This is a genomic window from Kitasatospora sp. NPDC089509 (assembly GCF_044749365.1).
Taxonomy (GTDB): domain Bacteria; phylum Actinomycetota; class Actinomycetes; order Streptomycetales; family Streptomycetaceae; genus Kitasatospora.
The window spans coordinates 264,871-289,837 of the sequence record NZ_JBIVHS010000003.1 but is presented as its reverse complement, the minus strand read 5'-3'; the positions used below and the strand labels follow the sequence as shown (position 1 = coordinate 289,837).

Annotated in this window: 21 protein-coding genes and 1 pseudogene; 7 read left to right on the top strand and 15 right to left on the bottom strand. The window is 72.9% G+C overall.

The features are described 5' to 3' along the window. Positions 1-10 precede the first annotated feature (10 nt). Positions 11-1,102 (top strand): ADP-ribosylglycohydrolase family protein, encoded by a 1,092-nt coding sequence (locus ACIP4P_RS07590; RefSeq protein WP_400915734.1) that lies wholly within the window; start codon positions 11-13, stop codon positions 1,100-1,102. Positions 1,103-1,161: 59 nt separating this feature from the next. Here ACIP4P_RS07590 and ACIP4P_RS07585 read toward each other — a convergent pair whose 3' ends face one another. The 3 genes from ACIP4P_RS07585 to ACIP4P_RS07575 form a co-directional block, all read right to left on the bottom strand. Continuing rightward, positions 1,162-1,995: a hypothetical protein gene (locus tag ACIP4P_RS07585; protein ID WP_400915732.1), complete on the bottom strand. Its 834-nt coding sequence runs from the start codon at positions 1,993-1,995 to the stop codon at positions 1,162-1,164. Between the two features lie 183 nt (positions 1,996-2,178). Then, positions 2,179-2,892 (bottom strand): response regulator, encoded by a 714-nt coding sequence (locus ACIP4P_RS07580; protein WP_400915730.1) that lies wholly within the window; start codon positions 2,890-2,892, stop codon positions 2,179-2,181. Next, positions 2,889-4,193 carry a sensor histidine kinase gene (locus ACIP4P_RS07575; protein WP_400915728.1) on the bottom strand — a complete coding sequence of 435 codons (1,305 nt, stop codon included), beginning with the start codon at positions 4,191-4,193 and terminating at the stop codon, positions 2,889-2,891. The genes ACIP4P_RS07580 and ACIP4P_RS07575 overlap by 4 nt, the downstream gene beginning before the upstream one ends. Positions 4,194-4,509: 316 nt before the next feature. On the opposite strand from ACIP4P_RS07575, the gene ACIP4P_RS07570 reads away from it, so the two are divergent. Beyond that, on the top strand, positions 4,510-6,855 hold the full coding sequence (locus tag ACIP4P_RS07570; protein WP_400915727.1) for an MMPL family transporter: 2,346 nt from the start codon (positions 4,510-4,512) through the stop codon (positions 6,853-6,855). A gap of 57 nt (positions 6,856-6,912) precedes the next feature. Here the strand turns inward: ACIP4P_RS07570 and ACIP4P_RS07565 are convergent, their stop codons facing one another. Together ACIP4P_RS07565 and ACIP4P_RS07560 are read right to left on the bottom strand one after the other, a co-directional pair. Next, positions 6,913-7,842 carry a phenylalanine 4-monooxygenase gene (locus ACIP4P_RS07565; protein ID WP_400915725.1) on the bottom strand — a complete coding sequence of 310 codons (930 nt, stop codon included), beginning with the start codon at positions 7,840-7,842 and terminating at the stop codon, positions 6,913-6,915. A gap of 286 nt (positions 7,843-8,128) precedes the next feature. Continuing rightward, positions 8,129-8,998 (bottom strand): arylamine N-acetyltransferase, encoded by an 870-nt coding sequence (locus ACIP4P_RS07560; protein ID WP_400915723.1) that lies wholly within the window; start codon positions 8,996-8,998, stop codon positions 8,129-8,131. 272 nt (positions 8,999-9,270) lie between these two features. On the opposite strand from ACIP4P_RS07560, the gene ACIP4P_RS07555 reads away from it, so the two are divergent. Next, a complete protein-coding gene (locus tag ACIP4P_RS07555) occupies positions 9,271-10,941 on the top strand; it encodes an AMP-binding protein (RefSeq protein ID WP_400915721.1) in 1,671 nt (556 codons plus the stop codon). Between the two features lie 365 nt (positions 10,942-11,306). On the opposite strand, the pseudogene ACIP4P_RS07550 reads toward ACIP4P_RS07555, so the two are convergent. The 6 genes and pseudogenes from ACIP4P_RS07550 to ACIP4P_RS07525 form a co-directional block, all read right to left on the bottom strand. Then, a pseudogene (locus ACIP4P_RS07550) lies at positions 11,307-12,230 on the bottom strand (glycosyltransferase 87 family protein); the annotation flags it as partial. 211 nt (positions 12,231-12,441) lie between these two features. Next, positions 12,442-13,374, bottom strand: a complete 933-nt coding sequence (locus tag ACIP4P_RS07545) for a hypothetical protein (protein ID WP_400915720.1) — start codon at positions 13,372-13,374, stop codon at positions 12,442-12,444. Beyond that, positions 13,371-13,886 (bottom strand): SigE family RNA polymerase sigma factor, encoded by a 516-nt coding sequence (locus ACIP4P_RS07540; RefSeq protein ID WP_350512384.1) that lies wholly within the window; start codon positions 13,884-13,886, stop codon positions 13,371-13,373. The genes ACIP4P_RS07545 and ACIP4P_RS07540 overlap by 4 nt, the downstream gene beginning before the upstream one ends. 813 nt (positions 13,887-14,699) lie before the next feature. Beyond that, positions 14,700-15,881, bottom strand: a complete 1,182-nt coding sequence (locus ACIP4P_RS07535) for a sensor histidine kinase (protein ID WP_400915718.1) — start codon at positions 15,879-15,881, stop codon at positions 14,700-14,702. 38 nt (positions 15,882-15,919) lie between these two features. Further along, on the bottom strand, positions 15,920-16,084 hold the full coding sequence (locus ACIP4P_RS07530; protein ID WP_400915716.1) for a hypothetical protein: 165 nt from the start codon (positions 16,082-16,084) through the stop codon (positions 15,920-15,922). 487 nt (positions 16,085-16,571) lie between these two features. Then, complete coding sequence (locus tag ACIP4P_RS07525; protein WP_400915715.1) at positions 16,572-17,006, bottom strand: hypothetical protein; 435 nt, start codon at positions 17,004-17,006, stop codon at positions 16,572-16,574. A gap of 315 nt (positions 17,007-17,321) precedes the next feature. On the opposite strand from ACIP4P_RS07525, the gene ACIP4P_RS07520 reads away from it, so the two are divergent. Next, the gene (locus tag ACIP4P_RS07520) at positions 17,322-18,371 is read left to right on the top strand and encodes a hypothetical protein (RefSeq protein ID WP_350512405.1); all 1,050 of its coding nucleotides are present in this window, start codon (positions 17,322-17,324) and stop codon (positions 18,369-18,371) included. Between the two features lie 85 nt (positions 18,372-18,456). On the opposite strand, the gene ACIP4P_RS07515 is transcribed toward ACIP4P_RS07520, so the two are convergent. Continuing rightward, positions 18,457-19,053, bottom strand: a complete 597-nt coding sequence (locus tag ACIP4P_RS07515; RefSeq protein WP_400915713.1) for a histidine kinase dimerization/phospho-acceptor domain-containing protein — start codon at positions 19,051-19,053, stop codon at positions 18,457-18,459. 627 nt (positions 19,054-19,680) lie between these two features. On the opposite strand from ACIP4P_RS07515, the gene ACIP4P_RS07510 reads away from it, so the two are divergent. Both ACIP4P_RS07510 and ACIP4P_RS07505 read left to right on the top strand, forming a co-directional pair. Continuing rightward, positions 19,681-21,093 (top strand): hypothetical protein, encoded by a 1,413-nt coding sequence (locus ACIP4P_RS07510; protein WP_400915711.1) that lies wholly within the window; start codon positions 19,681-19,683, stop codon positions 21,091-21,093. 88 nt (positions 21,094-21,181) lie between these two features. Beyond that, positions 21,182-21,496 (top strand): cold-shock protein, encoded by a 315-nt coding sequence (locus ACIP4P_RS07505; protein WP_400915710.1) that lies wholly within the window; start codon positions 21,182-21,184, stop codon positions 21,494-21,496. A gap of 51 nt (positions 21,497-21,547) precedes the next feature. Here ACIP4P_RS07505 and ACIP4P_RS07500 read toward each other — a convergent pair whose 3' ends face one another. Next, a complete protein-coding gene (locus ACIP4P_RS07500) occupies positions 21,548-22,501 on the bottom strand; it encodes a phosphorothioated DNA-binding restriction endonuclease (RefSeq protein WP_400915708.1) in 954 nt (317 codons plus the stop codon). Positions 22,502-22,627: 126 nt separating this feature from the next. Here ACIP4P_RS07500 and ACIP4P_RS07495 point away from each other — a divergent pair, with 126 nt between their 5' ends. Next, the gene (locus ACIP4P_RS07495; protein WP_400915706.1) at positions 22,628-23,191 is read left to right on the top strand and encodes a hypothetical protein; all 564 of its coding nucleotides are present in this window, start codon (positions 22,628-22,630) and stop codon (positions 23,189-23,191) included. Between the two features lie 103 nt (positions 23,192-23,294). On the opposite strand, the gene ACIP4P_RS07490 is transcribed toward ACIP4P_RS07495, so the two are convergent. Together ACIP4P_RS07490 and ACIP4P_RS07485 are read right to left on the bottom strand one after the other, a co-directional pair. Next, positions 23,295-23,693: a TetR/AcrR family transcriptional regulator gene (locus tag ACIP4P_RS07490; protein WP_400915704.1), complete on the bottom strand. Its 399-nt coding sequence runs from the start codon at positions 23,691-23,693 to the stop codon at positions 23,295-23,297. A gap of 73 nt (positions 23,694-23,766) precedes the next feature. Then, positions 23,767-24,897 carry a Gfo/Idh/MocA family protein gene (locus ACIP4P_RS07485; protein ID WP_400915702.1) on the bottom strand — a complete coding sequence of 377 codons (1,131 nt, stop codon included), beginning with the start codon at positions 24,895-24,897 and terminating at the stop codon, positions 23,767-23,769. Between the last annotated feature and the right edge of the window lie 70 nt (positions 24,898-24,967).

Genomic DNA, 24,967 nt, shown 5'->3' with positions numbered 1-24,967 from the left:
GGGGCGACCGGTGCGGAACGCGACGGTGGGCGAGACACGGGTGCGGGGGCTGGTGCTGGGGGCGGCATTGGGGGACGCGGCGGGGGTGGTCCGGGGCCGTTGGCCGACCGAGGGGCCGCTGCGGATCGGTGTCGGCACCCAGCTGGCGGCCTTCACCGTCGAGGGGGCGATCCGGGCCTCGGTCCGGATGGACCACAAGGGCATCTGCCACGCACCGTCCGTGATCTGGCACGCGTACTGCCGCTGGGCCTTCCTCCAGGGCATCGAACCGGAGTGGTTCTCCGAGCGCTGGACGCACGGCCGCGACGACCGCTGGCCGGACGGCTGGCTCGCGCGGGTGCCCGCTCTTCGCGAGCGCCGCGGCTCGGCGCCGGCCACCGTCGCGGCCCTGACCGGGCTGACGCAGGGCACGCCGACGAAACCGGTCACCGGCAGCCGGGGGGCTCATGCGCTCACCCGGGGCCTGGCCCTCGGCGTGCTGCACCACCTCTCCGGTCCCACGGGCTGCGCCGCGGCGGTCCGCGAGACGGCCGCCCTCACCCACGGCGCTCCGGAGGCGCAGGAGGCGGCCGTCGCCGCGGCCGGGCTGGTGGCCCACTGCCTCGCCGAGGACGATCCCTTCCGGACGTGGACGGCCTCCCGCGTCGGTGAGGAGCACCCGATCGACGCCCTGGTGCGGCCGCCGGCCATGCCGCACCCGGCCGGCCCCGACCCGGTCCTCGACCTGTTGAAGGCCCCGGGGGCCGTAGCGGACCACGGGCAGCTCGCCTGGATCGCCCCGGACGCGACCGCCTCCTCGGCCCTGCTCGGCGCCCTCCTCGTGGTCTCCCGCTTCCCCGGTCGCGACACCGTCGACGCCGCCCTGCGGTTCGCGGCCGGCGCACCGGACGGCAGTTCGGTGGCGGCCACCGCCGGGGCCCTGCTCGGCGCGGCCCACGGCGTCGACGCGCTGCCGGTCGAGCTGCTGAGCCGGCTCGAACTCGGCTGGGTGCTGGACACCTTGGCGCGGGACCTGCTCCAGCAGTACGTCGACTCACCTGGCGGCGGCGAGTACCTGCCGGCCCGCGACCCGCACTGGTGGGAGCGCTATCCCGGCTGGTGACGTCGCCCGACGTCGCCCGTGGAGGGCCGGACGAGCCGGCCCTCCCGGGGGGGGGATGGTCAGTTGCAGGTCATGGCGACGGGGGCGTGGTCCGGATCGTTCCGGTGGCACAGGTGCTGCGGGGCCTTCAGGTCCGTGATGGAGCCCTGCCACACGGTGCCCTGCCAAAGGGCCTGCGGGGAACCGGAGTTCTCCAGCAGACGCGGGTAGCGCAGGACCTCCCAGGACGGGTACTTGTCCTTGTTGGTGTCGACGTCGAAGCCGGTGAAGTTCTTGTTCTTGTCGTCGTAGCCGTGCGGGTAGATGTGGAAGGTCGCGTTGATCCGGCCGAGGTCCGCGTACTGCGAGCCGGGGACGTCGACGAAGGAGTTGACCGCCGAGACGTCCACCCGGATGCCGCCGTCGCCGTAGGGCTCCACCCAGTACTCGTTCTGCGGGGTCCGGTCGTCCTGAACCACCTTGGCGTGCTCGGTGCGCACCAGGGGCTTGGCGTTGCGGCAGGTCAGGTCCCCGACGCAGGACCGGTCGACGTAGATCCCGACCTGGCCGGTGGCGGTGTCCCAGGCGATGGCCACCTTGGAGCTGGCCTCGGGCTCGGTGCTCCACAGCCGGTGGTTGCCCAGGGCGTGGTTGACCGGGTTGCCGTCGTCGCCGATGTAGCCGCGCACCACGACGATGCCCCGGTCGGGGCCCTTGGGCAGCAGCGTGGCGCTCTCCTTCAGATCGCCCGGGGCCGGACTGCCCTGGAAGAACTGGGCGTTCGCGCGGGGGATCAGCGGGTTCGCGGTCTCGTTCGGCGACCACCGGACGGGGCCGTGCTCGAACATCTGAGTGACGCCCTCCTGCTGGAGTTCGTCGGTGACGGGAAATGGGCGGGTCCGCGGCAGGGGCACGGTGGGAACGCCGAGGGCGCCCCGGCGCGCAGCACATGACGGACGCCCTGGACGCGGCCCTCTTCCGCTGACCCGCCCACGGACGGATTCGACCCCACCGGGATCCCGTCCCGGTGGGGTCGATGGTCGTGCCGGGCCGGGACCGGCTCAATGCCGACCGACCCCAACCCACTTCAGCCCACTTCAGCCCGCAGGGTTCGCGGACCGGGCCTCCACCAGGCCCGACTCGTAGGCCGCGATCACCGCCTGGGCCCGGTCGCGGACGCTCAGCTTGGCGAAGATGCTGGTGATGTAGTTCTTGACCGTGGAGACGCTGATGCCCATCGCCGACGCGATCTCGGCGTTGTCGAGGCCGGTGGCCAGCAGGTGCCACACCTCGATCTCGCGGGGCGTGAGTTCCCCCAGGTCGGACACCGGCACCGCGACCGACGACGGCGGCTGCGGCCGGCGGGGCGTGGTGACGTAGGTGGAGATCAGCCGGGTGAGCAGACGCGGCGCCACCGCCGCCTCCCCGGTGTGCACGGTGCGCACGGCCGCCGAGAGCTCCTCCGGGGAGACGTCCTTGGGCAGGAACCCGGAGGCGCCGGCCCGCAGGGCGGCCACCACGTACTCGTCCATGTCGAAGGTGCTCAGGGCCAGGACCCGGCATTCGGGCAGCTCCCGGGCGATCCGCTCGGTCGCCTGGACCCCGTCGAGCACCGGCATCCGGATGTCCATCACCACGACGTGCGGCCGGTGCAGGTGCGCGAGCTCGACCGCCCGCTGCCCGTCGTCCGCCTCGGCCACCACCTCGAACGCCGGGTCCGGTCCCAGGATCAGCGCCAGACCCCGCCGCACCAGCGGCTGGTCGTCCGCGATCAGCACCCTGATCCGCTCCGGGGTTCCCGTTCCCGTCATCCGAGCCGTTCCTCTCCGTCGGCCGGCGCCACCGGCAGGCTGGCCACCACCCGGAAGCCACCACCGTCGACACCGCCGGCCACCATGCTGCCGCCGTGCAGCGCGACGCGTTCGCGCATGCCGATCAGACCGTACCCGGTGCGGCCCGCCCGCGGTCCGGCCGCACCGCCCGTCCCCGTCAGGGTGCCGACCAGGGCGTCGGCCGGCACGGCGGAACCGTCGTCGGACACCTCGACGGTGACCCGGTCCGGGTGGTAGGTCAGGTGGACCCGCGCCTGGGCCCGACCGCCGGCGTGCTTGCGGGTGTTGGTGAGGGACTCCTGGACGATCCGGAACACCGCCAGGCTCGTGCTCGGCGACAGCGGACGTTCCTTCCCCAGGACGGCGAACTCCGTGGGCAGACCGGCCCGGCGGGACTCCTCGACGAGCCCTGCGAGGTCCCCGACACCGGGCTGCGGCGCGGACGGCGCCCCGGCCGCTGCCTCCTCCTCCGGCACGTCGCCGGCCCGGAGCACGTCGAGCAGTTGGCGCATCTCGCGCAGCGCCATCCGCCCGGAGCCCTCCAGCGTGACCAGGGCGTCGCGCACCACCTCGGTGTCGCCCCCGAGGTTCGCCCTGGCACCGCCGGCCATCAGCTGCATGGTGGTGATGTGGTGGGCCACGATGTCGTGCAGCTCCCGTGCGATGCGGCGCCGTTCCTGCGCCACCGCGCGGTCGGCCAGCAGCCTGCGCCGGACCTCCACCTCCTGCTGCCAGCGCTTCAGCACCTCGGCCGCGACGATGACCAGCGCCGCGGCGAACACGTTGGCCGCCACCTCCCCCGCCCGAGGGGGCAGCGGATGCCCCCGGCCCAGCAGCGGCACGGCGGCCGCCGCCAGGCCGGCCGGCACCACCACCGCGATGCTGCGGGCACGGGCCACGGCGAACAGCGCGACGCACAGCGTGCAGTTGAAGTGGTTCGGCACCGGCCCGCTCAGGTTCAGCGCCAGGCCGAGGAGCAGCACAGCGGCCAGTGACGTCAGCGGGTAGCGGCGCCTGGTGAGCAGCGGCATGGCAGCCAGGACGAGCAGGACCACCGCGGTCACGGCGATCGGCTGGGTTCCGTCGGGACCGCCGACCGTGTAGCCGAGCAGGTCCAGGGCGGCCGCCCCGACCGCCAGCAGCGCGTCACTGGCCGTCCAGGGCAGCCCGTCCGCTCCCGGCGACGAGGGCGGGGACAGGGACGGGGACGGGGACGGCGCCGGGGGCGGGGGTTGCGTCGGCGTCGGCGTCGGCGGCAGTGGCCGGTGGGGCGTCGACATGCTGGTGCTGGTCCTATCTGTGTGCTGCGGGAAGGCGTCCGCGGTCCATTCTCCCCGCAGCCCCCCGGCCGCGGGCCGGCACCCCGGGCCGATCCCCGACCAGGCCCCTGGTCCTGGTCGGGGCCGTGGACCGGGCCCAGGTCCCGACAGCGTTCTCCTTCCCCGCTCGGACGAGAACGCCCAGGTCACCGTGATGGTCTGGAGATGCGCCGGAACCCCCCGGCTACCGCACCCCGCACCCCGCACTCTGCACCACAGCCGGAGGAACATCGTGATCCGCGCCCTGACCGGATTCTCCACCAGGAATCCGTGGAAAGTGATCACCGTATGGACGGTCCTGGGACTACTCCTGACCGTCCTCAGCCAGACCCTGATCTACCGGGTGACCGAGACGCAGACGGCCGACTTCCTGCCGAAGAGCTACGACTCGGCCGCGGCGATGCAGATCGCCCACGACCGCTTCGGGACGAACCCCGACGCCAACCCGGTGACCGTCCTGGTCGCCCGGACCGACGGCCGGGCACTGACCCCCGCGGACCACGAGCAGATCGACGCCGGGACGAAGCGGCTGAGCCGCCTCAAGGTCACCATGCCCAAGCCCAAGGACGCGGCGCCCTTCCAGAAGGACTACTCGCAGATCCCCCAGGTCGGCCCGGCCATGACGGCGCCCGACGGAACCTTCGAGCTGCTCTCCGCCAACCTCACCGGGAACCCCGCCGACCCGGGCCTGGAGAACACCTACCGGGCGTTCCGGGACAACGCCCGGGCTGAATTCGCCGCGCAGGGCCTGCGCACCGGCTTCACCGGCCCGCTCGCCGACCAGGTCGACTCCGGCGACGACGGGAAGACCCTCGCGACCATCGCCGGCGCCGCCTCCGCCGCCCTGATCGTGCTGCTCCACATCCTGGTGTTCCGCAGCGTCCTGGCCGCCCTGCTGCCGCTGCTCTCGGTGGCCCTCATCGGCGGCGTGGCCGGCGGCGCGATCGTCGGCACCTCACTGCTCACCGGCATCAAGCTCTCCCCCTCCGTACCGAGCCTGATCAATGTGGTGCTCATAGGCATCGGCATCGACTACTTCCTGTTCCTGATGTTCCGCTTCCGTGAGCAGCTGCGGGCCCGACCCGACCGCCACCACCGCGCCACCGCCGCCGAGGTCGGCCAGAAGGTCGGCACCGCGATCACCTCGGCCGCGCTGACCATCGTCGCCGCCTTCGCCACCCTCGGGGTCGCCAGCTTCGGCCAGTTCCGGGTGCTCGGCCCGGCCGTCGCGGTCTCGGTCCTGGTCATGCTGCTGGCCAGCCTCACCCTGATGCCCGCCGTGCTCGCGGCCTGCGGACGCAAGCTCTTCTGGCCCTCCCGCGCCCTCGCGGCCGAACCCCGCCCCGGCGCCACGGCCCGCTTCGCCGACCTGGTGACCCGCCGGCCGCTGGCCATGGCCCTCGCCTCGCTCGCCCTCCTGGGCGCCCTGGCCGCCGGGCTGGCCGGGATCAAGATGGACTACGGCATGGGCGGCGGCCCGCGCACCGCGTCCCAGACCACCGCCCAGGAGATCTCCCACGCCCTGCCCGCCGGCGTCGCGGACCCGACCAGCGTCTACGTCCAGACCAAGAACGCCGGCCCGCTCTCCCCCGCAGCCCTGGACGGCCTGACCCGGCACCTCACCGGGGTCGCCGGCGTCGGCCAGGTGGCCAAGCCGGTCCTGAGCGAGGACAAGCAGGCCGCCCGGATCGACCTCTTCCTCACCGAGGACCCGCAGTCCCAGCGGGCCCGCGACCTGGTCTCCGGCCCGCTCCGCGCCGCCGTCTCCCAGCACACCCCCGCCGACCTGACCGCCCACGTCGGCGGCACCGCGGCCGTCTTCGCCGACGTCTCCACCGCCGCCAGCCACGACCTGCGGCTGGTCTTCCCGGTCGCGGCGGTACTGATCGGGGTGATCCTCCTCCTGCTGCTGCGCAGCCTGCTCGCACCGGTGATCCTGATGCTCTCCGTCGGCCTCGGCTTCGCGGCCACCCTCGGCGCGGCCACCCTGCTGTTCCAGCACACGATGGACAACCCGGGCGTCAACTTCATGCTGCCCCTGGTCCTGTTCCTGTTCGTGGTCGCGCTCGGCACCGACTACAACATCCTGATCAGCGACCGGATCCGCGAGGAGATGGCACAGCCCGGCCCGCCCCGGGCCGCAGTCGCCCGCGCCCTCCGGCACACCGCCCCGGCCATCGCCACCGCGGGCCTCGTCCTGGCCGGCTCCTTCGCCAGCCTCGCCGCGAACCCGCAACCCTCCAACCAGCAGGTCGGCTTCGCCACCGGCGTCGGCATCCTGCTCTCCGCGTTCGTGCTCTCCATCGTGCTGGTCCCCGCCCTGGCCGCCCTCCTCGGCCGCGCCCTCTGGTGGCCCCTCCGCCCGGGCCGCACGGCCGCCCGCCCCACCGCCGAGCACCCCACGGACATCCAGCAGTCCCCGTGGCCCACCACGCCGCACCAGGACACCCACCCGTTCCCCTACGCCCACCCCCAGCCGTACGCGCCGCAGGCGGAACAGCACCCGGACACCCACCCCTACCCCTACGCCCACCCCCAGCCGTACGCCCACCCCCAGCCGTACGCACCGCAGCAGGAACAGCACCCGAACCCCGCCTGGGCCCCTCCGAGCCACCACTCGTAGGCCCCGCCCGAAACAGCACCGGTGAGAGCCGGCACTCGATCCCCCGAGTGCCGGCTCTCACCCGTCGGCCCCACCGCCGGGCTGGTCGGGGCGTGCCATGAATCCGCGCTCACGCAGCGGTGGCAGGCCGTGGCGGGCGCCGGTGTCCTCGTCGAAGTCGTCGAGGAACCCGTGCAGGAGTTCGGCGAGGCGGGGTAGCGAGTCGACGGCGAAGAGGACCGGCTGGTAGCCGGCGACCTGGTAGGGAACGCGGACCAGCTCGGGGATGCTGAACGGCCGGATGTCGGCCCGGGTGAAGCATCCCAGTTCTCCGTAGGAGGACAGCAACGCGGCGCCGTACGCCTTGGGGCGGCCCGCCTCCCAGGCGACGCCGTACTCCAGGGTGAACCAGTAGACGCGGCTGATCAGGTCCAGGGCGTCCGCCGACTCCACGCGGGCCGCGGCGCGGCCGACGGTGCGGTAGAGATCGGCGAACCACGGATCGCACAGGTGGGTTCCGTGGCCGAACACGTCGTGCAGGATGTCCGGCTCCGGCGTGTACAGCGGCATCGCCGGGTGGCGGACGTACTGCACCGCGTGGAAGTAGCCGTCCGCCATGGCCCCCAGGAACCGCTTGTTGGGCACGATCCCGCCGGCCAGCGTGAAGCGGAATCCGCCCAGCGGCTGCAGCCGGTCCGAGATCTCCTCGTGCTGCGGCACGTGGCCGCAGGGGATCGGGGCCGCCTCCCGCGCCCGCGCCACCGCCTGGCACACGCGGCCCTCCTGCGCCCTGGTCAGGGTCGCGTGGACGGTGCGCCAGGTGTCGTGCTCGGCATCGCTGTAGACCGCGGACGGCGACGGGGCGCCCACCCGGTGTCCCTTGGCAGCGGCCACGATCGCGTTCCGGCGGCGGAGGTACCCGCGGTCGGCGAAGGCCGGATGGTCGTCGGCACGGCCCAGCCGCTCGCCCTGGGGGTCCAACGGAGTCCGACCGAACCAGTCGGTCATGCACAGCATCCTCGGGCGCCCGCTCCGCCCACGCAAGACGCCCCGGGACGCGGGTGGCGAGCAGCCCGGCCCGGAGCGTGCTCTCCACCGCCCGAAGCGTGCTCTCCACAGCCCGGTCGACGGCCACCCCGTCGTCCGGACGCGGGACCGGCTGCTGCACGACAGCCCCCGGCCCGCTGCGGCGACGACTCCCCGCAGGTCACAGGCCGAGGCAGGAGCGGTTCCATCGGCCTCCACCCCGCCTTCCCCGTACCGGGGCGTCAGCAGCGGCCGTCCGACACACCTCCTACTCGTAGCAGGCGATGAGCGCGGCGCTGTCCTCGGCGCCCAGCACGATGTCGAACTCCCTCTCCAGCAGCGCCGGCAGTTCGCCCGCCGGCACCTGGCGGCGCTCCTCCGTGAAGTCCGGGAGCGTCCTGGTGAGTTCGGTGTTGTGCAGCAGGAGCCGCTGGCCCGCCGCCGCCCTTCCGACCAGCAGCCGCTGGTGGAAGGGGGAGCGGGGGTGGGTGGAGGTGAAGTGGCTGGTGACGGCGAAGTCCACCGGGAAGCGCGGTTCGGTGCCGATCGCGTAGAGGTCGAACCAGCCGTCGCCCCGCAGCCGCCGCAGCACCAGCGGTCCGGCCGTGCCGGGGGTCGGGCCCGCCTCCCGGACCAGCCCGTACGTCCAGCCGGCCTGCCGCACGACCACGCCGTCGCGCAGCCGGACCGGCTCCAGCAGGCACTCGGCGCCGAAGCCGACGTCGGTGAACCACTCCTCGCCGCCGAGTTCCACCCGCAGCGACACGTGGGTGGCCGGGCGGATCCGCCCCTCGCCGAGGCGGACCCGCTCCTCGCCGAGGCGGACCCGGGAGGCCGTCGCGGTGAAGGTGAAGCCGAGCGCCTCCAGGGCCGCGGCGTAGAGCAGGGTCTGCTCGCAGCAGGTGCCCCCGCGGCGGCGCCGGACCATCTTCGCCTGCACGGACTCCAGGTCGAGCCGGACGGGTCGGCCCAGGACGACCTCCAGGTCCTCGAACGCGAGCGAGCCGATGTGGGCGGCGTGCAGGGCACGCAGCACCTCCGGTGTCGCCGCACGTTCCCCCGCGTACCCGATGCGTGCCAGGTAGGCGTCGAGGTCCAGCCGGTCCCCGCCCCACACGGAACCGATCGGCCCGCCCATGTGCTCCTCCTCCGACGACCTCCACCAACGACCTCCACCGACAACCTCCACCAACCGACGATGATGGACGGCCGGCGCGTCACGGCCACCCCGTCTCCCGCGCCCGATCGCTGAGTTCAGCCGGACGAGGGGCACCGAACCGTCAACCGGCCGTCCGCGTCCACCCGTTCGGGTGCCCGGCGGCCGTGCGGGGGCGAACCGGTCGGCCCGGCCGTGTCAGAGTGCCGGCGTGGCCGGGGATCGTCCCCGTCCCGCCGAGGGAGCAGGAAACCGTGCCGGAGCCGTTCGACGCCATGCGGCCGCCGCCCGCGACCGCCGCCCGCTACCGCGAGCAGGGCTGGTGGCGCGACGCGACCTTCCTGGACGACCTGCGCGAGGCTGCCGAGCAACTGCCCGACCAGCGCGTGGTCGTCAACTGGCGCGCGGAGGAGGGCCGGGCCGCCGCCCTGACGTTCGCCGAACTCGCCGAGCAGGTCGAGCGGTTCGCCGGCGGGCTGTACGAACTGGGCGTACGGCCCGGCGAGGTGGTGGCCTTCCGACTGCCCGACCGGTGGGAGACGGCCGCCCTCACCCTCGCCTGCTGGCGGGTCGGCGCGGTGATCCTGCCGATCTCGCTGCGCCTCGGCCGGCGCGAAGTGGCCAGGGCACTGGCCTCGACCGGAGCCGTCCTGCTGGTCACGACCGACCGCGCCCCCACCCCCGGACACCTCCACGCCCCGGCGGAACCCGCCGCCGAACCACCGTCGTTGCGCCACCACGCCGTCCTCGGCCACGACTTCCCGCACCCCGCCGCCCGGACCGCGCCACACGGCATCGACCTCGGGCCGGACGAGGCCGCGACGGTGCTCTTCACCTCCGGCACCACCGGCAGCGCCACCGCCGTCGTCCACAGCCTGAACACCCTGTACGCGGGCGTCCGCCGCCCGCTGCCGTTCCCGCCCCCGGCACCGGGGCAGCCCTTCCCGGTGCTCACCCCGCTCAGCCACGGCGTCGGCCTGCGCAACGGCATCCTGCGACCGCTCGTCCACCGCACCGCCGCCCTGTACTGCGACACGTGGGACGCCGGCCGCTGGCTCGACCTGTGCGCCACATACCGCACCAGCGCCCCGTTCGCCCCACCGGCCATGCTGGAATCCCTCGCCGAGGAGCAGCTCCGCCGACCACGGGACCTGCCCGCCTGGGAAGCGGTGGCCGTGCTGGCCGCCGGCCCCTCACGCGCACTGGTCGACCTCCTGTGCCGGACGCTGAGCGGGCACGTCGTCAACTCCCTCGGCTCGACGGAGACCGCCGGCATCACCGCCACCAGCCCCGCCGACCCGCCCGAACGGGCCGCGCTCAGCATCGGCCGCCCGATGCCCGGAGTCGAACTGCGCACGGACCCCGGCACCGGCGCGCTCGAACTGCGCAGCCCCTCCACCTGCCTGGGCACCTTCGACCGCGACACCGGCCGCCTCCGGTGGCGCCCGGCCGACACCGACGGCTGGTTCGCCACCGGCGACCTCGTGCGCCCGGACGGCGCGGGCGGCCTGCGCTACGCGGGCCGGGCCTCCGACCGGATCTCCGGCACCACCCAGCTGATGATCCCCGTCCTGGACGTCGAGGCGGAGCTGCGCGAGCACCCGGCGATCGCCGACGCCGTCCTGGTCGGCTACCCCGCCGAAAACGGCGACCTGCCCTGCGCGGTCCTCGTCCCCGCGGACGGCCACACCGCCCCCGACCTGGCTGAACTGCACGCCTGGCTGGCGGATCGCGGCATGACCGACTGGTACTGGCCCACCCGCGTCGAGACCGTACCGGGCTTCCCCCGCAACGAACTCGGCAAGGTCCGCAAGAACACCCTCCGGGCCTGGCTGACCGGCACCCAGCCGCTGCCCGCCGCCGACTCCCCCGGCTCCCCCGACTCCCCCGACTCCCCCACCGTCCGCCCCGGACACCGCGCGTGAACACCACCCGGGTGGATCACCAACTCGCGGGCGGTGGCCCGGAGTACGGCGATCAGCGCCAGCAGCATCAGCACGCCGTGGGCCGGCATCGACAGGTACGGCGCCACGCCGGGCGCGATGAACTTGAGGTAGCTGCCGAAGGACGAGAGCTGGACCAGGACCGGCAGGTACCAGAGCCGGCGCGGCCGTTGGAAGGCGGCGAGCACGCTGAGGACGTCCGCGACGTAGAAGTAGCGCTCGTGCATGGACGGCAGCAGGAACGGCACCGTGATCGCGAAGGCGGTGGCCAGCAGCAGGACCAGCGTCGCGGTGGGCCCCGTGCGCGCGTCGCCCGCGGTGCGGTCCTCCGGTCGTGCCCGGCTCGTGCGCCGTACGGCCCGGACCGCCGGCCAGATCAGGGCCAGGACCAGCAGGCCCGCGATCAGGACACCCGCCCGGCGCACCGGGTCCTCCTCGCCGTACGGCACCGAGACGAACTGGTAGACCGTCGGCGCGTTGAGCGTGAGGTCCTTGTAGGTCCCCGTCTGCCGCACGTACACCGTCAGCAGCTGCCAGGGGTCGGAACCGAGCAGGACGGCGGGGACGTCGAGTGCCACGTACGCGGCCGGGACGGCCAGCAGGCTCCGCCACGGTATCCACCGGGTCAGGACGGCGACGAGCAGCAGCGGGAACAGGAAGACCGCCTGGAGCTTGAAGGCCAGGGCGATCCCGAACAACGAGCAGGTCCACCAGGGCCGGTCGCGCAGGAGGTGGTAGACGCCTGCCACCAGGAACGTGGTGAAGACCGCGTCGGATTGGGCCCACCAGCCGCTGTTGGTCACGACCGTGGGCAGGAACAGCACGATCACCGCTGCGGTGAGCGCCCGCCGGGGCCGGTGCGGCGACTGCAGTGCGACGATGCGGTAGGTGTAGTGGGCGAGCGCCAGGTCGAAGAGGATCGACAGGCACTTGACGCCCGCCATCGCCGGCACCGGCAGGTAGGTGAGCGCGGCCATGAGGTACAGGTAGGGGACGTTGTAGTCCGAGAAGTCGACGTTGCCGAGGGCTCGGAACCCGCCCTGCTCCGTGATGTACCGGTACCAGGGGCCGAGGAAGCGGTACCAGTCCGGCGACTCGTACTCCAGCAGCAGGAACCGGACCAGGAGCGCGGCGGCCACCGCCGTCACTGCGGTCAGGACCAGGACCGTCGAGTCGGACCGGTCCGGAGGCGGTCCTTCGTTCCGGCGTGGTTCGCGTGGTTCGCGTGGTTCGCGTGGTTCGCGTGGTTCCTCGGCGGCTGTCTCGGACATCGGTCTCCCGTTCGACTGGGCGGAATGGTTCGCGCGGCGGGGCGTGCCGGGGCGCGGCAGGGCATGGCGAGGCACGGCGGGGTGCCCGTCGCACGGCCCGCCGGTCGTGTTCTCGTTGTTCCTCAGGGCCGCCGGCCGCCGTACTCCTCACGAGTCGGCGTGGCGCCGGCGCCTCGCGTCAGGCCTTCGCATCAGCCCTTCGCGTCGGGCCTCAGCGGACCTCGGCCACCCGGGGGCCGTAGGTCGCCACGATCTGCGCCGCCGCGGTCTGCCACTGCGGCGTGTCCACCACCACTCCGGCGCCGTCGATGGCGAGCGTCACCGACTCGATCTCCACACCCTTGGCCAGCCAGTCCTCCCGGTCCCCCCGGATCCGGGCGCCGAGCGCCGACAGCTCGTCACGCGAACCGGCCGCGACGGCGAACTGCAGCTTCACCCCCGGCCATTCGGTCACCATCGAGGCCGCCGCCGCATCCAGGCCGCTGCCGGGGACCCGCATCAGATAGAGCGTGTTCGTGCTCGTGTCGCGGCAGGTGCCGAAGTAGTGGTCGCGGTAACTCGCCATCGCCATGTACTCGATGGCCTGACCCGCCCGTTCCAGATCGGACTGCGCCGTCGTGGCGTACGACAGCGGCGACGGCGAGCCCGACAGCGTGGGCCAGGACGACGGGTCGTCGGACGACGGGCCACCGGAGGACGGCGCCCCCGACGAGGGGAAGCCGGACGACGGCACCCCGGACGACGGGGCACCGGACGATGTGCGCCCACCCGGCGACGGGGAGTCCGACAGCACCTGCTTCCCGTGCTGGTGCAGGCCCGGCGTCCGCCAGTCCGTGGGCCCGTTCGCACACCTCAGGATCACGGCGACCGGGCGCGTCGCTCCCGGCGTCGGGCTCACCAGGCTCACGCCCGCACCGGCCGGGCCCGTCCGGGAGTCCCCGGAACCGCCGCCCAGCTGTGTCAGCACTCCCACCCCGACGGCCAGCACCGCCACCGCTGCCACTCCCCGCACGGCCACCAGCCGCCGCGCCCGCCGCCGCCCGGCCGCGTGCAGCTCGGCCAGCGGCGCGCTGCCACCGACCCATGCCGCACGCTCCGCGAGCCGGCCCGCCAGCTCTTCCTCGAACGCGGCCTCAGCGCTCACGGCCCCACCAACTCCCTCACCAGTTCCATTTCCTGCCGAAGCGCCTTGATCCCGCGCGCCAGGTGCGTCTTCGCCGTGGGCAGCGAACACCCCAGTTCCTCCGCCACCTGCGCGACCGGCAGATCCAGGTAGTAGCGCAGCACCACCGCCGCCCGCTGCCGCCGCGGCAGCCCGGCCAGCGCCGCCGCCAACTGGTCGTCCCACCCGCTCTCCTGGACCACCGGCCGGTCCGGCAGCACGGAGGTGAGCTCCTCCCGCCTGGTCCGGCGCCACCGCGAGACGTGGGTGCGGACCATCGTCGTACGGACGTACCCCTCGGCCGCCCCCGCGTCCCGGATCACCGACCGCTTCGGGTAGACCCGCACCAACGCGTCGTGCAGGAGGTCCCGGGCATCGTGAACGTTCCCGGTGATCAAGTACGCCCCCCGCAGCAGGGCCTGGTACCGCGCCGCGACGAACTCGTCGAACGGGTCGGATCGGCAGCCCCCCGGGCGCATCGGTTCGCGCTTCATACTCCTTGGACGCACCACCCGCCGAAAACGGATGACACGACTTCGAGATCAATTTCCGCAGGCATGACGGGTCGGTGCTCCGGTGGTGGGCCCTGGCTGTGGGCCGGGGGTCCACGGACTGGCGGCGAAGCATCGAACCGTGACGGGCCCGTGTCCCCGGGCCGGGGGCCGGCACCCGCGGACGTCACGGGCCGACCGTGCCCGTGCTCCCCACTCCCGCGCCAAGCACGACGGCCCAGGGCGGAGGCTCGGGTCAGTGCTGGCCGAGGCCTCGACTGTCGAGGTAGTCGACCAGTGCGGCCTCCTTCCGGAGCAACTGATCGCGGTCATCGGCAGGTAGCGGGGCAAGGGCGTCGACCAGAACACGTTTGCGAGGAACGTGGACCACGTTGCCCGAGTAGATCCGGCACCCCGAGCACCAGGCAAACCCGACGCAACGCTCGAAGAGGGAGGACTCAGGCGGATGGAAACGGTACTGGTAGGAGCGGACAGGCTCGTGGCACACGAGGCAGATCCAGCGGTCACCGTCGCGGACTGACCAGCCGTATCCCCTCTTGCGCCAGGACTTCCGTCCGGCCGGTGCTCTTCAAGTCGCCATACACTCATTCTGCCGTGGGGCGGTGTTCAAGGGACCACCGACCGCCATCCTCGCCGCCGCCACCAGCGGCGACCTACCCGCCGTACTGACGCTGCTGGACGACACCGAGCCGGGCTCCCCTGGGAGGACGCCGCCGCCGACCTGCACCTCCCTACCCACGCCAGCGACCGGGTCGGGCCGGTCGGCGGTCGCCTCGGAGCTTCTGCGGTTCAGCGTTAAGGGATGGGGACGGGCACGGGGACCGGCAGTGTGGCGTGGACGCGGTAGCCACCGTCGGGTGTGGGACCGCTGACGAGGGTGCCGCCGAGGCTCTCGGCACGTTCGCCCAGGCCGATGAGTCCGTGCCCGGAGCTGGGCAGTCGGAGACCGGGACGGGTGGGGGCCGTGTTGGAGACGGTCACCTCCAGCGCCGCTGCCGGTCTGCGGATCTCGACGACGGCGGTGGCACCGGGGGCGTGCTTGCGCACATTGGTCAAGGACTCCTGGACGATCCGGTAGACCGCCCGCTGCACGGTCGAACCGGCGTCGCCGGGCACCTCACCCACCAGACGGGCGTCCAGACCACTGCCCGCCACCAGCTCCGCGAGCTGGTCCGGGGTGGGCTGCGGGGTGATCTCGGTGTCCCGACTTCCGGCCGCGCGCAGCAGGGTGACCATGTGCCGCAGCTCCTCCAGGGTCGCGACGCTCAGCTTCCGTATCGTCCGCGCCGCCTCCCTCGTGTCGGCGCTCCTCGCACCGACCTGCAGAGCACCCGCCTGCACGGCGATCAGGCTCACCTGGTGGGACACCACATCGTGCATCTCCCTGGCCAGCTGCGCCCGTTCGCGCGCCAGCACGGCCTGGGCGTGCAGCTCGCGCTCGTGCTCCTGGGCCTCGCGAAGCTCGGCCATGCTCCGGGCCAGTTCCCGCCGGGTCTGTATCAGACGGCCCAGGAAGACCGCCGCGGCGGCGAACACGGCCCGTTGGGAGAGGGTCAAGGCGTACAAGGGATCAGCGCTGAGGTCGTAGGGGCTGACGCGGTGCCAGTACACGAACGACGTCACGGCCAGATAGGCGGTCGCCCCGCCCAGGGCCCTGCGCAGGGACTGTTCCGCGAGGATGGAAAGGGCCACCAGCACCGGGAAGGTGCCGTCGACCTTGGACACGGTCGATGCCATGAGGACGGCGGCGAACACCGTGACCGGATAGCGCCTGCGCAGCAGCAGAGCCAGGGCCATCAGGGACTCGACAGCCTGGACCCTCGGGTTGAAGCCGATGAAGTGGTAACGCGAGTCGAGTTGGAGCCAGGCGTTGAACAGCTGGACGGACCATTGCACGGACAACAGCACCACCGTGGGCAGTACGTCCACGACCCACAGCGGCACCGACCTTCCGAGCCGGTACCGGTTCCGGCTCACCGCACGACGCATCGAAGCGACAGCCGCGCCGATCCTGCTCATCGAGCGCCCCCGGCAGCCGGCAGCCCGGCCCGCTGCGCCCGCAGGGCGGCCCGACCGCCCGGGACGGAGGCCACGACCTCGGTGTCCTCGGCGGCGTCCGGGATCGGGCGGAAGCCCGACCGGATCAGCGACTCGTCGTCGACCACCACACCCCGGATCACGCCCACGCTCCGCCCTGCCGTCCTGATTCCCTTGGATCCGGTCGACAATGCCGAGCCTGTCCCGTCCATGCCAACGCGAGCCGCGCAGCCCACAGACCATAACCGATCGCACCGGATCCATCTGCCGATGGGACCGGCTGCGGCCGACGGGCCCGCCCAGGTCACCCCGGCGGGGCACCCGTTGTGAGCACTTCCCGGTACGGGCCACGCACGGGCTGGTTCCCTGCCGCCCCCCGGGGTCGCCGTCAAGGGCTACGGATCGGGGTCCGTTCCCGGCCGGCGCAGTGACATGAGCCGCAGTGACATGAGCCGCAGTGGCACGAGCCGGGGCCCGTGAGGCGTGCCCAGCCTCTCCCGTCCGACGCCGACCCGAAACCCCCCACCCGGCTACTCCCCGACCGCCACCCGGCTACCCCTCGCCCGTCCGGGTGGCTACTTCCGACGCCCCGCCGGACCCGACCGGAGGCCCGGCGGCGGCGCCGTCGGGTCAGGCCGGGACCACCCGGTAGCTCAGCACCGGCCACGGCAGGTCGGACTGGGCCAGCGAGCCGGTCGCCCACGGGACGGCGCCGGTGCAGCCCGCGCCGGGGTACAGCACCACGGACGCGGAGCCGGAGACGACCTGGACCGACCGGGCGGGCGCCGCCAGGGTGTGGCAGGTGCCGAGGTCGGCGAGGTCGACCGCGGTCGCCGCGCCGCTTCCGCCGGTGCCCGAGTAGAGGTGGGCGCCCGGCTGCAGCGGGGGCCAGCCGGCCGCCTGCGCCGTTCCGGCGCCGAGGCCCAGCACGGCCGCGACGACGGTCGCCGTGACGAGGGTCGTCGCGACGCCGGCCGTCGCGACGCCGGTCCTCGCGACACCGGCCGTCGCGACACCGGTCGTCCCGGCGGCCGAGCCGCGGAGGATGGCCTTGGGTGTGAACATGTGAACCACCTTTCCTTTACGTTCCGTTCCCCGTGTGTGTGCTCCCCAGCATCGGTTCCGCGCCGCTGGTCGGCATCAGTCATTTGACGGTACGTCCGCCCCACCGGCGCCGGGATCCGGGATGCCCGGCAGCGGGCCGGGAGTCAGATGACCGATGTGCCGCGGCCGCCCCCGCTGACAACCTCTCCGTCGAGCGGCTCCGCACCCGCCGGGGCCCACGCCCAGCGCGGGCACACCGTCGGATCCGAGCCACACCACGTCATCGCTCCGGAGCCACCCACGTACGCGGGCTCACGGACGAGAAGGGCAGCAGACATGACCGCACCAGCACCACTTCGCCCCCCGCTGCAGCTGCGCGGGTCCTCCAGGCTCGCCACCCTGGTGGCCGTCCTGCTCACCGCGCTGGCCGCCGTTTTCGCGACCACCAGCCCCGCCGGCGCGACCTCGCCCTGGCACGAGGCGGACCACAACGCCAGCACCCCGGACTCCCCGGCGATGGCGTACTACCTGGGCAGCCACGTCGAGGTCATCCGCGGTCAGGACAACGCCCTCTGGTTCAACGTCGACGGCGGCCCGTTCAACCACATCGGAGGCGTCACGTACGCCGCGCCCACCATCACCTCGTTCCGCGGCGAGCTCTGGATCTGGCACACCGGGCAGAACGGCGACGTCTGGGGCCAGACCCTCGCCAACCGCAACGAACCCAACCACCAGCGCTGGTACTGGAGTTCGGCCATCCAGTTCCGCACGCAGAACATCGGCGGCTCCGGTTCGACCGGCCGCCCGACCTCGGGCCCGGCCGTCGCAGCCGCCCCGGACAACCTGCACTTCATCGTCGTCGGCGCCAACGAGCGCATCTACCACGGCTTCATGGACGCCAACCGGAACTTCAGCTCCTGGTCCGAGATGCCGGGCGGCGCCCGCACGGAGTCCGCGGCAGCCGCCTCGACCTCGCCCGACAACCGGCTGACCGTCCTCCACCGCGGCACCGACAACCGCATCTACCGCCAGGGCCTGTACCTCAACAACTGGCAGTGGGACCGCACCTGGCAGCGGGTGCCGAACACCAACACCGACGCCGCCCCGTCGATCGCCTACAACAGCTACGACCGTCTGATGACCGAGGCCTGGCGCGACGCCGGCACCGGCCAGGTCCTGACCTCGGAGAGCGTGACGTACGCCGCCGAGAACACGGCCCCCCATGGCGTGCCCCGCAACAACAACGTCACCAGCCCGTCGGCCCCGCGCGTCAGCTACGGGCCCAACGGCGTCGACGTGACCATCCGGGGCGGCAACTTCTACGACGTCCAGGGCAACTACTACCGGGCCAACGCCATCTACGTCTACTACGGCTACCCGGGCTGACCTGCCCCTCATCCCCCCACCGCCCCCTCGGGTCCCGTACCCGAGGGGGCGCCGTCGTGGGCTGCCGTCGATGGTCACCACATGGTCAGGCGCCGCCGACCGGCCGAGACGGCGGCGCGTTCGGCGGTTCGGGGTGGCGGCAGCCGGGGCGACGGTGAGGTGAACCCGGTCCCGGTGCGGCCCCGGTGCCGACCGTGCTCTGCTGCGAGGACGGCCGGGGTGGACCGGCGAGCAGCAGCAGGCCGTCGACGAGCGCGGAGAGTTCCGCGATCTGGGTTCGCAGGTCGTTCAGCAACCTCGCCTGTACGTCAGGGGGCGGTTCGCGCCCGGTGTCATGGCTGCGAACCAGCAGGCCGATGTCGGCACGCAGGGTCGTCAAGGGGGTGCGCAGCTCGTGTCCGGCGTCCGCGATGAGCCGTGCCTGCTGCTGGTGCGAGGACGCGAGTGCAGTGTTCATCTCGTCGAAGGCGTGGGCGAGGCGGGCCAGTTCGGGGCTCGTGGTGATCGGAACGGTTCGGCCGGGCTCTTTCGCGAGGGCGCTGTGCTCGGCGCTGCGCGCCAGCTGCTCGACGACGGCCAGGGGCCTTCTCACGGCTCGTGACGCGAGGGCGGCGCAGAGCCCGATGACGGCGGCTGCGGCGATGCACGTCATCGAAGCCATGTGGTCGAGGGCGTCGTCCACCGGCTTCACGGGCTTCGCGAGAAGGACCGCCACGTGAACGCCGCGCCCGTCGACGACGGCGGGCCCGTAGTCGACGGTGAGGATGCGGGCGGGTTCCCCGTCGAGGGTCCGGCCGTTCCTGTAGTGGCGGCGGGGCGCCGGCACCGTGTCGCTGTCGGCGGCGCACGGGCTGTCCTCTGCGGTCGTCTGGAACCCCTTCCGACGGCTCCGGGGCTCGGCCGCAGTCGTTCCCCGGTGCCCCGGAACCCGGGGTGCCCGCATGTCGGTCATGGCCAGGTGGCGCATCGGTGGTGGCCGGGCGGCACACCGGGGGTGGCCGGGAGGCCGACGGGGCTTGGCCGGTCAGGGGGTTACGGCCGCTTGCCGGCACGGCGGAGGCTGTTCCCGCTCGCGGTGGTCTGCACGGCTTGCGACACGCCGTGGACGTCCCGCCCTGTCATTCGTCGGCTCCGAACCCTGCTCCGTCCCCGTCCCCGACCCCTGCTCCGAACCCTGCTCCGAACCCGTCCCCGAACCCTGCTACGTCCAGGCGGTCGAACCCGTGTCCGTCCAGGCGGTCGACCACGGCCGGATCCATTCCGTTCCCGCCATGGACGTAGTCCTGGAGAACAGAGCTCACGCACCCCGATGACCACACACCCCCTGGCAGCTCTGAGGACCTCGACCGGCCTCTCGCAGGCCGAGTACGCGCAACTGGTCGCCCGCACCCACGCGGAACTCGGACACGGACGGATGGCCGCCCGGCGGGAGAAGGTGTCCCGCTGGGAATCCGGCCGGATCGCCCCGGAGTTCACGGCCCAACTCGCCATCGCCCGCATCCACCAGGTGGACACCGACCTCGTGCGCCGGCTGGGTTGGCCACGATGGCTCACGGCAACCGTCGGCGACCACGAACTCCTGCACCAGCCCTGGACCCCGCACGGCGCCATCGCCGTCTCCCGGCTCACCTCGGCGACGGCCGGAGACCCCCGTCCCGGACTGGCAGCCGTCGGCCCCTCCCTCACCGCCCAGATCCGCGGCGCCATCACGGCTCTCGACGGCAACGCCCGCCCACTCCAACGCAACGGTCCGCGCATCACACCCGAAACGCTCAGCTGGGCCGAGCACCGCATCCGCGCCCTCGAACGGCTCGAAACCGGAAGCCCCACCCACCCGGCCGCGCTCCACCTCGCCGCCCGCACCGAACACCAGCTGATCAGCGACCTGCTGACCAGCCACGGCTACGACCGCATCCTCGGCACCGAACTGCTCCTGCTCGCCGCCCGCACCGCCGCCCTGTGCACCTGGACCAGCCACGTCCTGGGCGAGGATGCCCAGGCCGAACGCCACAACCTGGCCGCGATCCGAGCCGCGGCCGCCGCCGGGGCACCGCACCGCACCGCCGCGCACCTCGCACAGCTCGCCTTCAGGCACCGCCACCACGGCCACCCCCGGGACGTGCTCTCCCTCGTCCAGGCCGCCCGCACCATCGACCCCCACCCCACCCCCCGGCTGGCCGCCGTCCTGCACACCCATCAGGCACTCGCCCTCGCCCGGCTCGCCCAACCCACCACCGCCCTGCGCGCCATGGACCACGCCGAACACGCCCTCGCCGCAGCCCCACCGCAGTGGGACCCGGACACCGACCCCGCCGGCGCCACCATCGACGAGAACTACCTCGCCGTCTCCCACGGCAGCACCCGGCTCGCCCTCGGGGAGCCCGCCCGCGCCCTGACCTGGTTCAGCGCCCTGCTCGACACCGGCACGCCCGCGGGGCGACACCCGACCCCGTACGCCGTCACCGACCTGTCCCTCGTGGTGCAAGCCCAGCTGGCCGCCGGACGGACCGACGAAGCCGCAGCCACCGTCCGCCACGCGGTCGACCGATCCGGCAACCTACCGCCGGGCCTCACCGACCGGTTCCAGGCCCTCCTCGCTCCCCACACCCACCAGCCGCCCGTACAGGCGGCCCTCGCCCACCTGGCCGCGAGAACAACACCCCGCACCGTCGACGGCCGGGTCCCGCACCGCCGGGTCGGGCAGAGCAGCGGCCCCGACTGACGGCCGGTCACCGGATCGGCTGCATGGAGAACGAGCGAAGTGCCCCTACCCACCGGGACGGGCCTGACGAAGCAGAGAAGGAGAGCGCATGTCCGACGCCGCGAACGAAACCGTCCACACGGGACACGTCCTGGAGTGGCACGCCGACCAGGGATGGGGGGTCCTGGTCTCCCGAACCCTGCCGGAACCGGTCTGGGCACACTTCTCCGTCATCCCCGGCGTCGGCTACCGGGAGCTCACAGCCGGACAGGCCGTCCGGTTCACTGCGGAGCAGGCCGACCAGGACTTCTTCCACTGGCGGGCCGTACGGGTGCTGCTGCCCGACGCCCCTCCCGAGTCCGGCCCGGACCGTGGAGACGGCCCCGGGTACGCGTCGATCCTGCGCATCGCCCACGACGAATGACCCCGTGCGGCCCCGGCCCCGACCCCAGCCCCGACCCCAACCCCGGCCCCGTCAGCCCGCAGGCGCCGGGCTCAGCGACTCCCGGGCCTCACCCCGGAAGACCTGCTCGGCGTGCCACCGCCGGTGCCGGCCGGCGACCGACGCAACCCCCGCCTGCGGGCCGATGACCGAGCGCCTGGCCAACGCCAGCACCTGTTGCCGGCTGGCCTCGCTGCGCCCGACGAACCGTCGTGAGACGAGTATCCGGCGCCCCTCCCCCAGGCCCAGGACACCCTTGTCGAACAGCTTGTGGTGCAGCGAGCACAGGCACAGGCCGTTGTCGACCTCGTCCGGCCCGTCGTGGGACCACCAGCGCACATGCGCGGCCTCCAGACCGACCGCGCTCGCGCCCAGCATCCCGTCGTAACCGCAGAAGGCACACTGGAACTCGTAGGCGGTCAGCACGAGTTCACGCATCCGCCGGTCCCGCTGCCGCCGTGCCGCCCGCTCGCTCCCACCCGCTCCGTCGATCCCGCCTGCTCCGTCGATCCCGCCTGCTCCGTCGATCCCGGCCGGGTCCAGGTCGAGTCCGACGGCCTCGCACAGGTCGGCGTGCAGCGACGGCGGGAAGTGGAAGTCCAGGAGCACCCGCGCCAGCCGCCCCAGCAGCGCCGGCTCCTTCCGCAGCGCCGTCCGCAACCCGGGCGCGAGCCGTCCGGCCGCACCACTGGAACGCAGGACCCGCACCCCGGTCCCCGGGCTCCCGGCCCCCTGGTCGGTCCTGACCTCCCACACCCCGTCACTGACCAGGTGGTGGAACGGGTACGCGGGGGTGGTCGGATGGGACGGCCCGTACTCTTCGAGCAGCCGCTTCAACTCCCCCTCGACAGCGCTGTACCGCAGCTCGCCGTCGGCATCGCGCTGGAAGCTGCCCAGCGCGTACAGCAGCAACAGCGGTTTGTGCGGCGCCCGAACGTCGTTGCTCGTCCACCGTCTCAGCTTCGCCACCCGCTCCAGCCAGTCCATGACCGCCCAGCGTATTCGGGGGCACCGACACGACCCCACCGCGAACCCGCCTCGCCTCAGGTCAGGGATGCCGGCGCCGGACGCCCGGCACGACGGCCGATGGTTCGCTCCGGTACGGTCGATGCCATGACGCAGAGTTTCGCCTCACCCGTCGATGCCGCTGAAGCCATCGTCAGGGACGTCCTGCAACTCCGGGAAGAAGCACACCGGAAGGCCCACGAGGCCAGCCGCTTCGGAGGCGGGGCCAACTTCCAGGACGTGGAGCACACCCTCAGCGCCATGCGCGAGGATGCGATCCTGCGCTGCCTGGGCCACCTGCTGGGCGTCACGGACGAGGACGCCGTCGACCGCTACGTCCTGAGCTGGGCGGCAGCACGCGGACTGGACCTGGAGGAGACGTCGGTGCGCGTGCGGGAATCGCCGAACGCCAGTCAACTCCACACCCGGCGCGCGAAGGCAGAACTCCTCGACGTACTCCGCGAGACGGGCGAGACCGGCATGCTCAAGACCAAACTCCTGCCTCTGGTGAAGGAGGCCGACCAGCGCTCGTGGCTCGGCGGCAGCGGCTGGCTCGATGAATGGGTCGGCGACGGCACCGTGATCGCCCGCCGGCACGGCCGCAGCACCACCTACGTCCACCGGGACTTCGCCACACCCGACGTCGCGGACCGGGCCGACAGCCTGCCGTAGGCGGACGGTCAGAAGCTCCAGCTGTAGAGGCTGCCACCGGCGTGCACCGCCGACACCGCGAGGCGGGCGATTCCCTGGAGGACCGCCCGCAGATCGTCGTCCGTCATCTCGTCCCCGTCCTCGCACCGGGTCCCCGCAGACGCGTTCCGGCCGCAGCCTCGTCGTCGGCGGCAAGGAAGAAGAGGATGTCATGGGCCATCCCAGCATGATCGCAGCCCGGCGAACCGGCGCGACCGCCCGCTGCCGCGAACTCCCCGGGCCCTCGGCCGAGGACGATCGTCACGATATCGTCGACGTCGTTCTCGAACCTGTGCAGGACCAAGTCTTCCTTGGTCGGAAAGTAGTTGAACACCGTCATCTCCGAGACGTCGGCCAAGGCTGCCACGTCGACGACGGAGACCTGGTCGAAGCCACGCTCCAGGGACAGTGCGATCGCCGCTTCGGAGATGACACGTTGCGTCTGCTGCTTCTTCCGCTCGCGTGAGCCGCTCCCGTGGCTCACGGCCGCGGGAGCGGTTTCTTGAGTCCCCCTGTCTGCCACGCGTCGCCCCGGCTCCGGGCACTCAACCGACGGGTCATGGGCAGCGCAGCCAGCCCCCGGCCTCCACCGCCCGGGCCGCGAGGTCGAGAACCTGCTGGCCCCGGTGGCCGTCCGCCATGGTGGGCGGAGCCACCTGCTGCTCGCCGCCGAACCACGCGAGCATGTCGGCAGCCTGTCGCGCCGCGCCGAACCGGTGAATCAGCATGATCTCCTCGAACGAACCCGGCTGGACCGAGCCGGCCTCGATACCGTCGGCCGTTACCGCGACCGGGTCCTGGCCCGCCCGGGTCAGCACCACCTCGGTCGGCCGGTCCGAACTGAAGGTGATCGCGCCCTTGGTGCCGAGCACGTCCAGCTCGTGGTGGAAGCGCCGGTACGGGCTGGGCGGGAGAACCCGGCTGACGGTCACCGACGCCCCGATCCCGGAGTCGAGTTCGAGGTTCACCGTGGCGTCGTCCCAGTTGCGGACTTCACGGTACCCACCGGCCTCGTCCGGGCGCTCGGCGACGACCGTACGGGCGGTGGCCGAGACCGCAGCGATCTCGCCACCGAGCCAGCGCACCAGGTCGACCGCGTGAGGCCCGAGGTCGCTGAGGGCTCCGTAGGAGTACTCGGCCTCGCTGTAGCGCCAGCTCCACGGAGCCGAGGGGTCACCGGACAGCGCCGCCCTGGTCACGTACCGCAGGTGCCGTACCTCGCCGATCTCGCCGCCCTCGACCAATCGGTGCAGGGTGCTGACGGCCGGGTGCCAGCGCTGGGTGAAGCCGACCATGGTCCGCACCCCGGCACAGGCCCGCACCATCTGTTCGGTCTCCGCCGCGTTCCTGGCGAGCGGCTTCTCGCAGAAGACGTGCAGTCCGCGAGTGGCGGCCGCCGTGACGGCCTCCAGGTGGCTGGACGGCGGGGAGGCGATCACCACGGCGTCGAGTTCCACCCCGGACACCATGGTCTCCACGTCAACGAAGGAGGCCGGAATGCCGTTCTGCTCGGCGGCCTCGGCGGCCCGCCCGGCCTCCCGTCCGCACAGCGCGGCCACCGTCACCCCGTCGGCCTTGAGCAGCGGCGGCAGGAGGTAGCGCTGCGCCCACCAGCCGTGGCCGACCAGGCCGATCCGCAGTGGGCCCGGCGTCCGGGCCGAGGCCCCGGTCAAGTTGTTCGCCTTCATAACGCCCTTCCACTCGCCGCTCTGTCGGCGGAGATCGGTTCGTTGCCATCGTGTGGTGCGTCGCGGTACT

What these genes read in the sequence shown, in the direction of transcription:
- ACIP4P_RS07580 (WP_400915730.1), bottom strand. Translation starts at nt 2,892, where the DNA reads ATGACGGGAACGGGAACCCCGGAGCGGATCAGGGTGCTGATCGCGGAC.
- ACIP4P_RS07575 (WP_400915728.1), bottom strand. Translation starts at nt 4,193, where the DNA reads ATGTCGACGCCCCACCGGCCACTGCCGCCGACGCCGACGCCGACGCAA.
- ACIP4P_RS07565 (WP_400915725.1), bottom strand. Translation starts at nt 7,842, where the DNA reads ATGACCGACTGGTTCGGTCGGACTCCGTTGGACCCCCAGGGCGAGCGG.
- ACIP4P_RS07560 (WP_400915723.1), bottom strand. Translation starts at nt 8,998, where the DNA reads ATGGGCGGGCCGATCGGTTCCGTGTGGGGCGGGGACCGGCTGGACCTC.
- ACIP4P_RS07540 (WP_350512384.1), bottom strand. Translation starts at nt 13,886, where the DNA reads ATGAAGCGCGAACCGATGCGCCCGGGGGGCTGCCGATCCGACCCGTTC.
- ACIP4P_RS07525 (WP_400915715.1), bottom strand. Translation starts at nt 17,006, where the DNA reads ATGTTCACACCCAAGGCCATCCTCCGCGGCTCGGCCGCCGGGACGACC.
- ACIP4P_RS07520 (WP_350512405.1), top strand. Translation starts at nt 17,322, where the DNA reads ATGACCGCACCAGCACCACTTCGCCCCCCGCTGCAGCTGCGCGGGTCC.
- ACIP4P_RS07510 (WP_400915711.1), top strand. Translation starts at nt 19,681, where the DNA reads ATGACCACACACCCCCTGGCAGCTCTGAGGACCTCGACCGGCCTCTCG.
- ACIP4P_RS07505 (WP_400915710.1), top strand. Translation starts at nt 21,182, where the DNA reads ATGTCCGACGCCGCGAACGAAACCGTCCACACGGGACACGTCCTGGAG.
- ACIP4P_RS07500 (WP_400915708.1), bottom strand. Translation starts at nt 22,501, where the DNA reads ATGGACTGGCTGGAGCGGGTGGCGAAGCTGAGACGGTGGACGAGCAAC.
- ACIP4P_RS07495 (WP_400915706.1), top strand. Translation starts at nt 22,628, where the DNA reads ATGACGCAGAGTTTCGCCTCACCCGTCGATGCCGCTGAAGCCATCGTC.
- ACIP4P_RS07485 (WP_400915702.1), bottom strand. Translation starts at nt 24,897, where the DNA reads ATGAAGGCGAACAACTTGACCGGGGCCTCGGCCCGGACGCCGGGCCCA.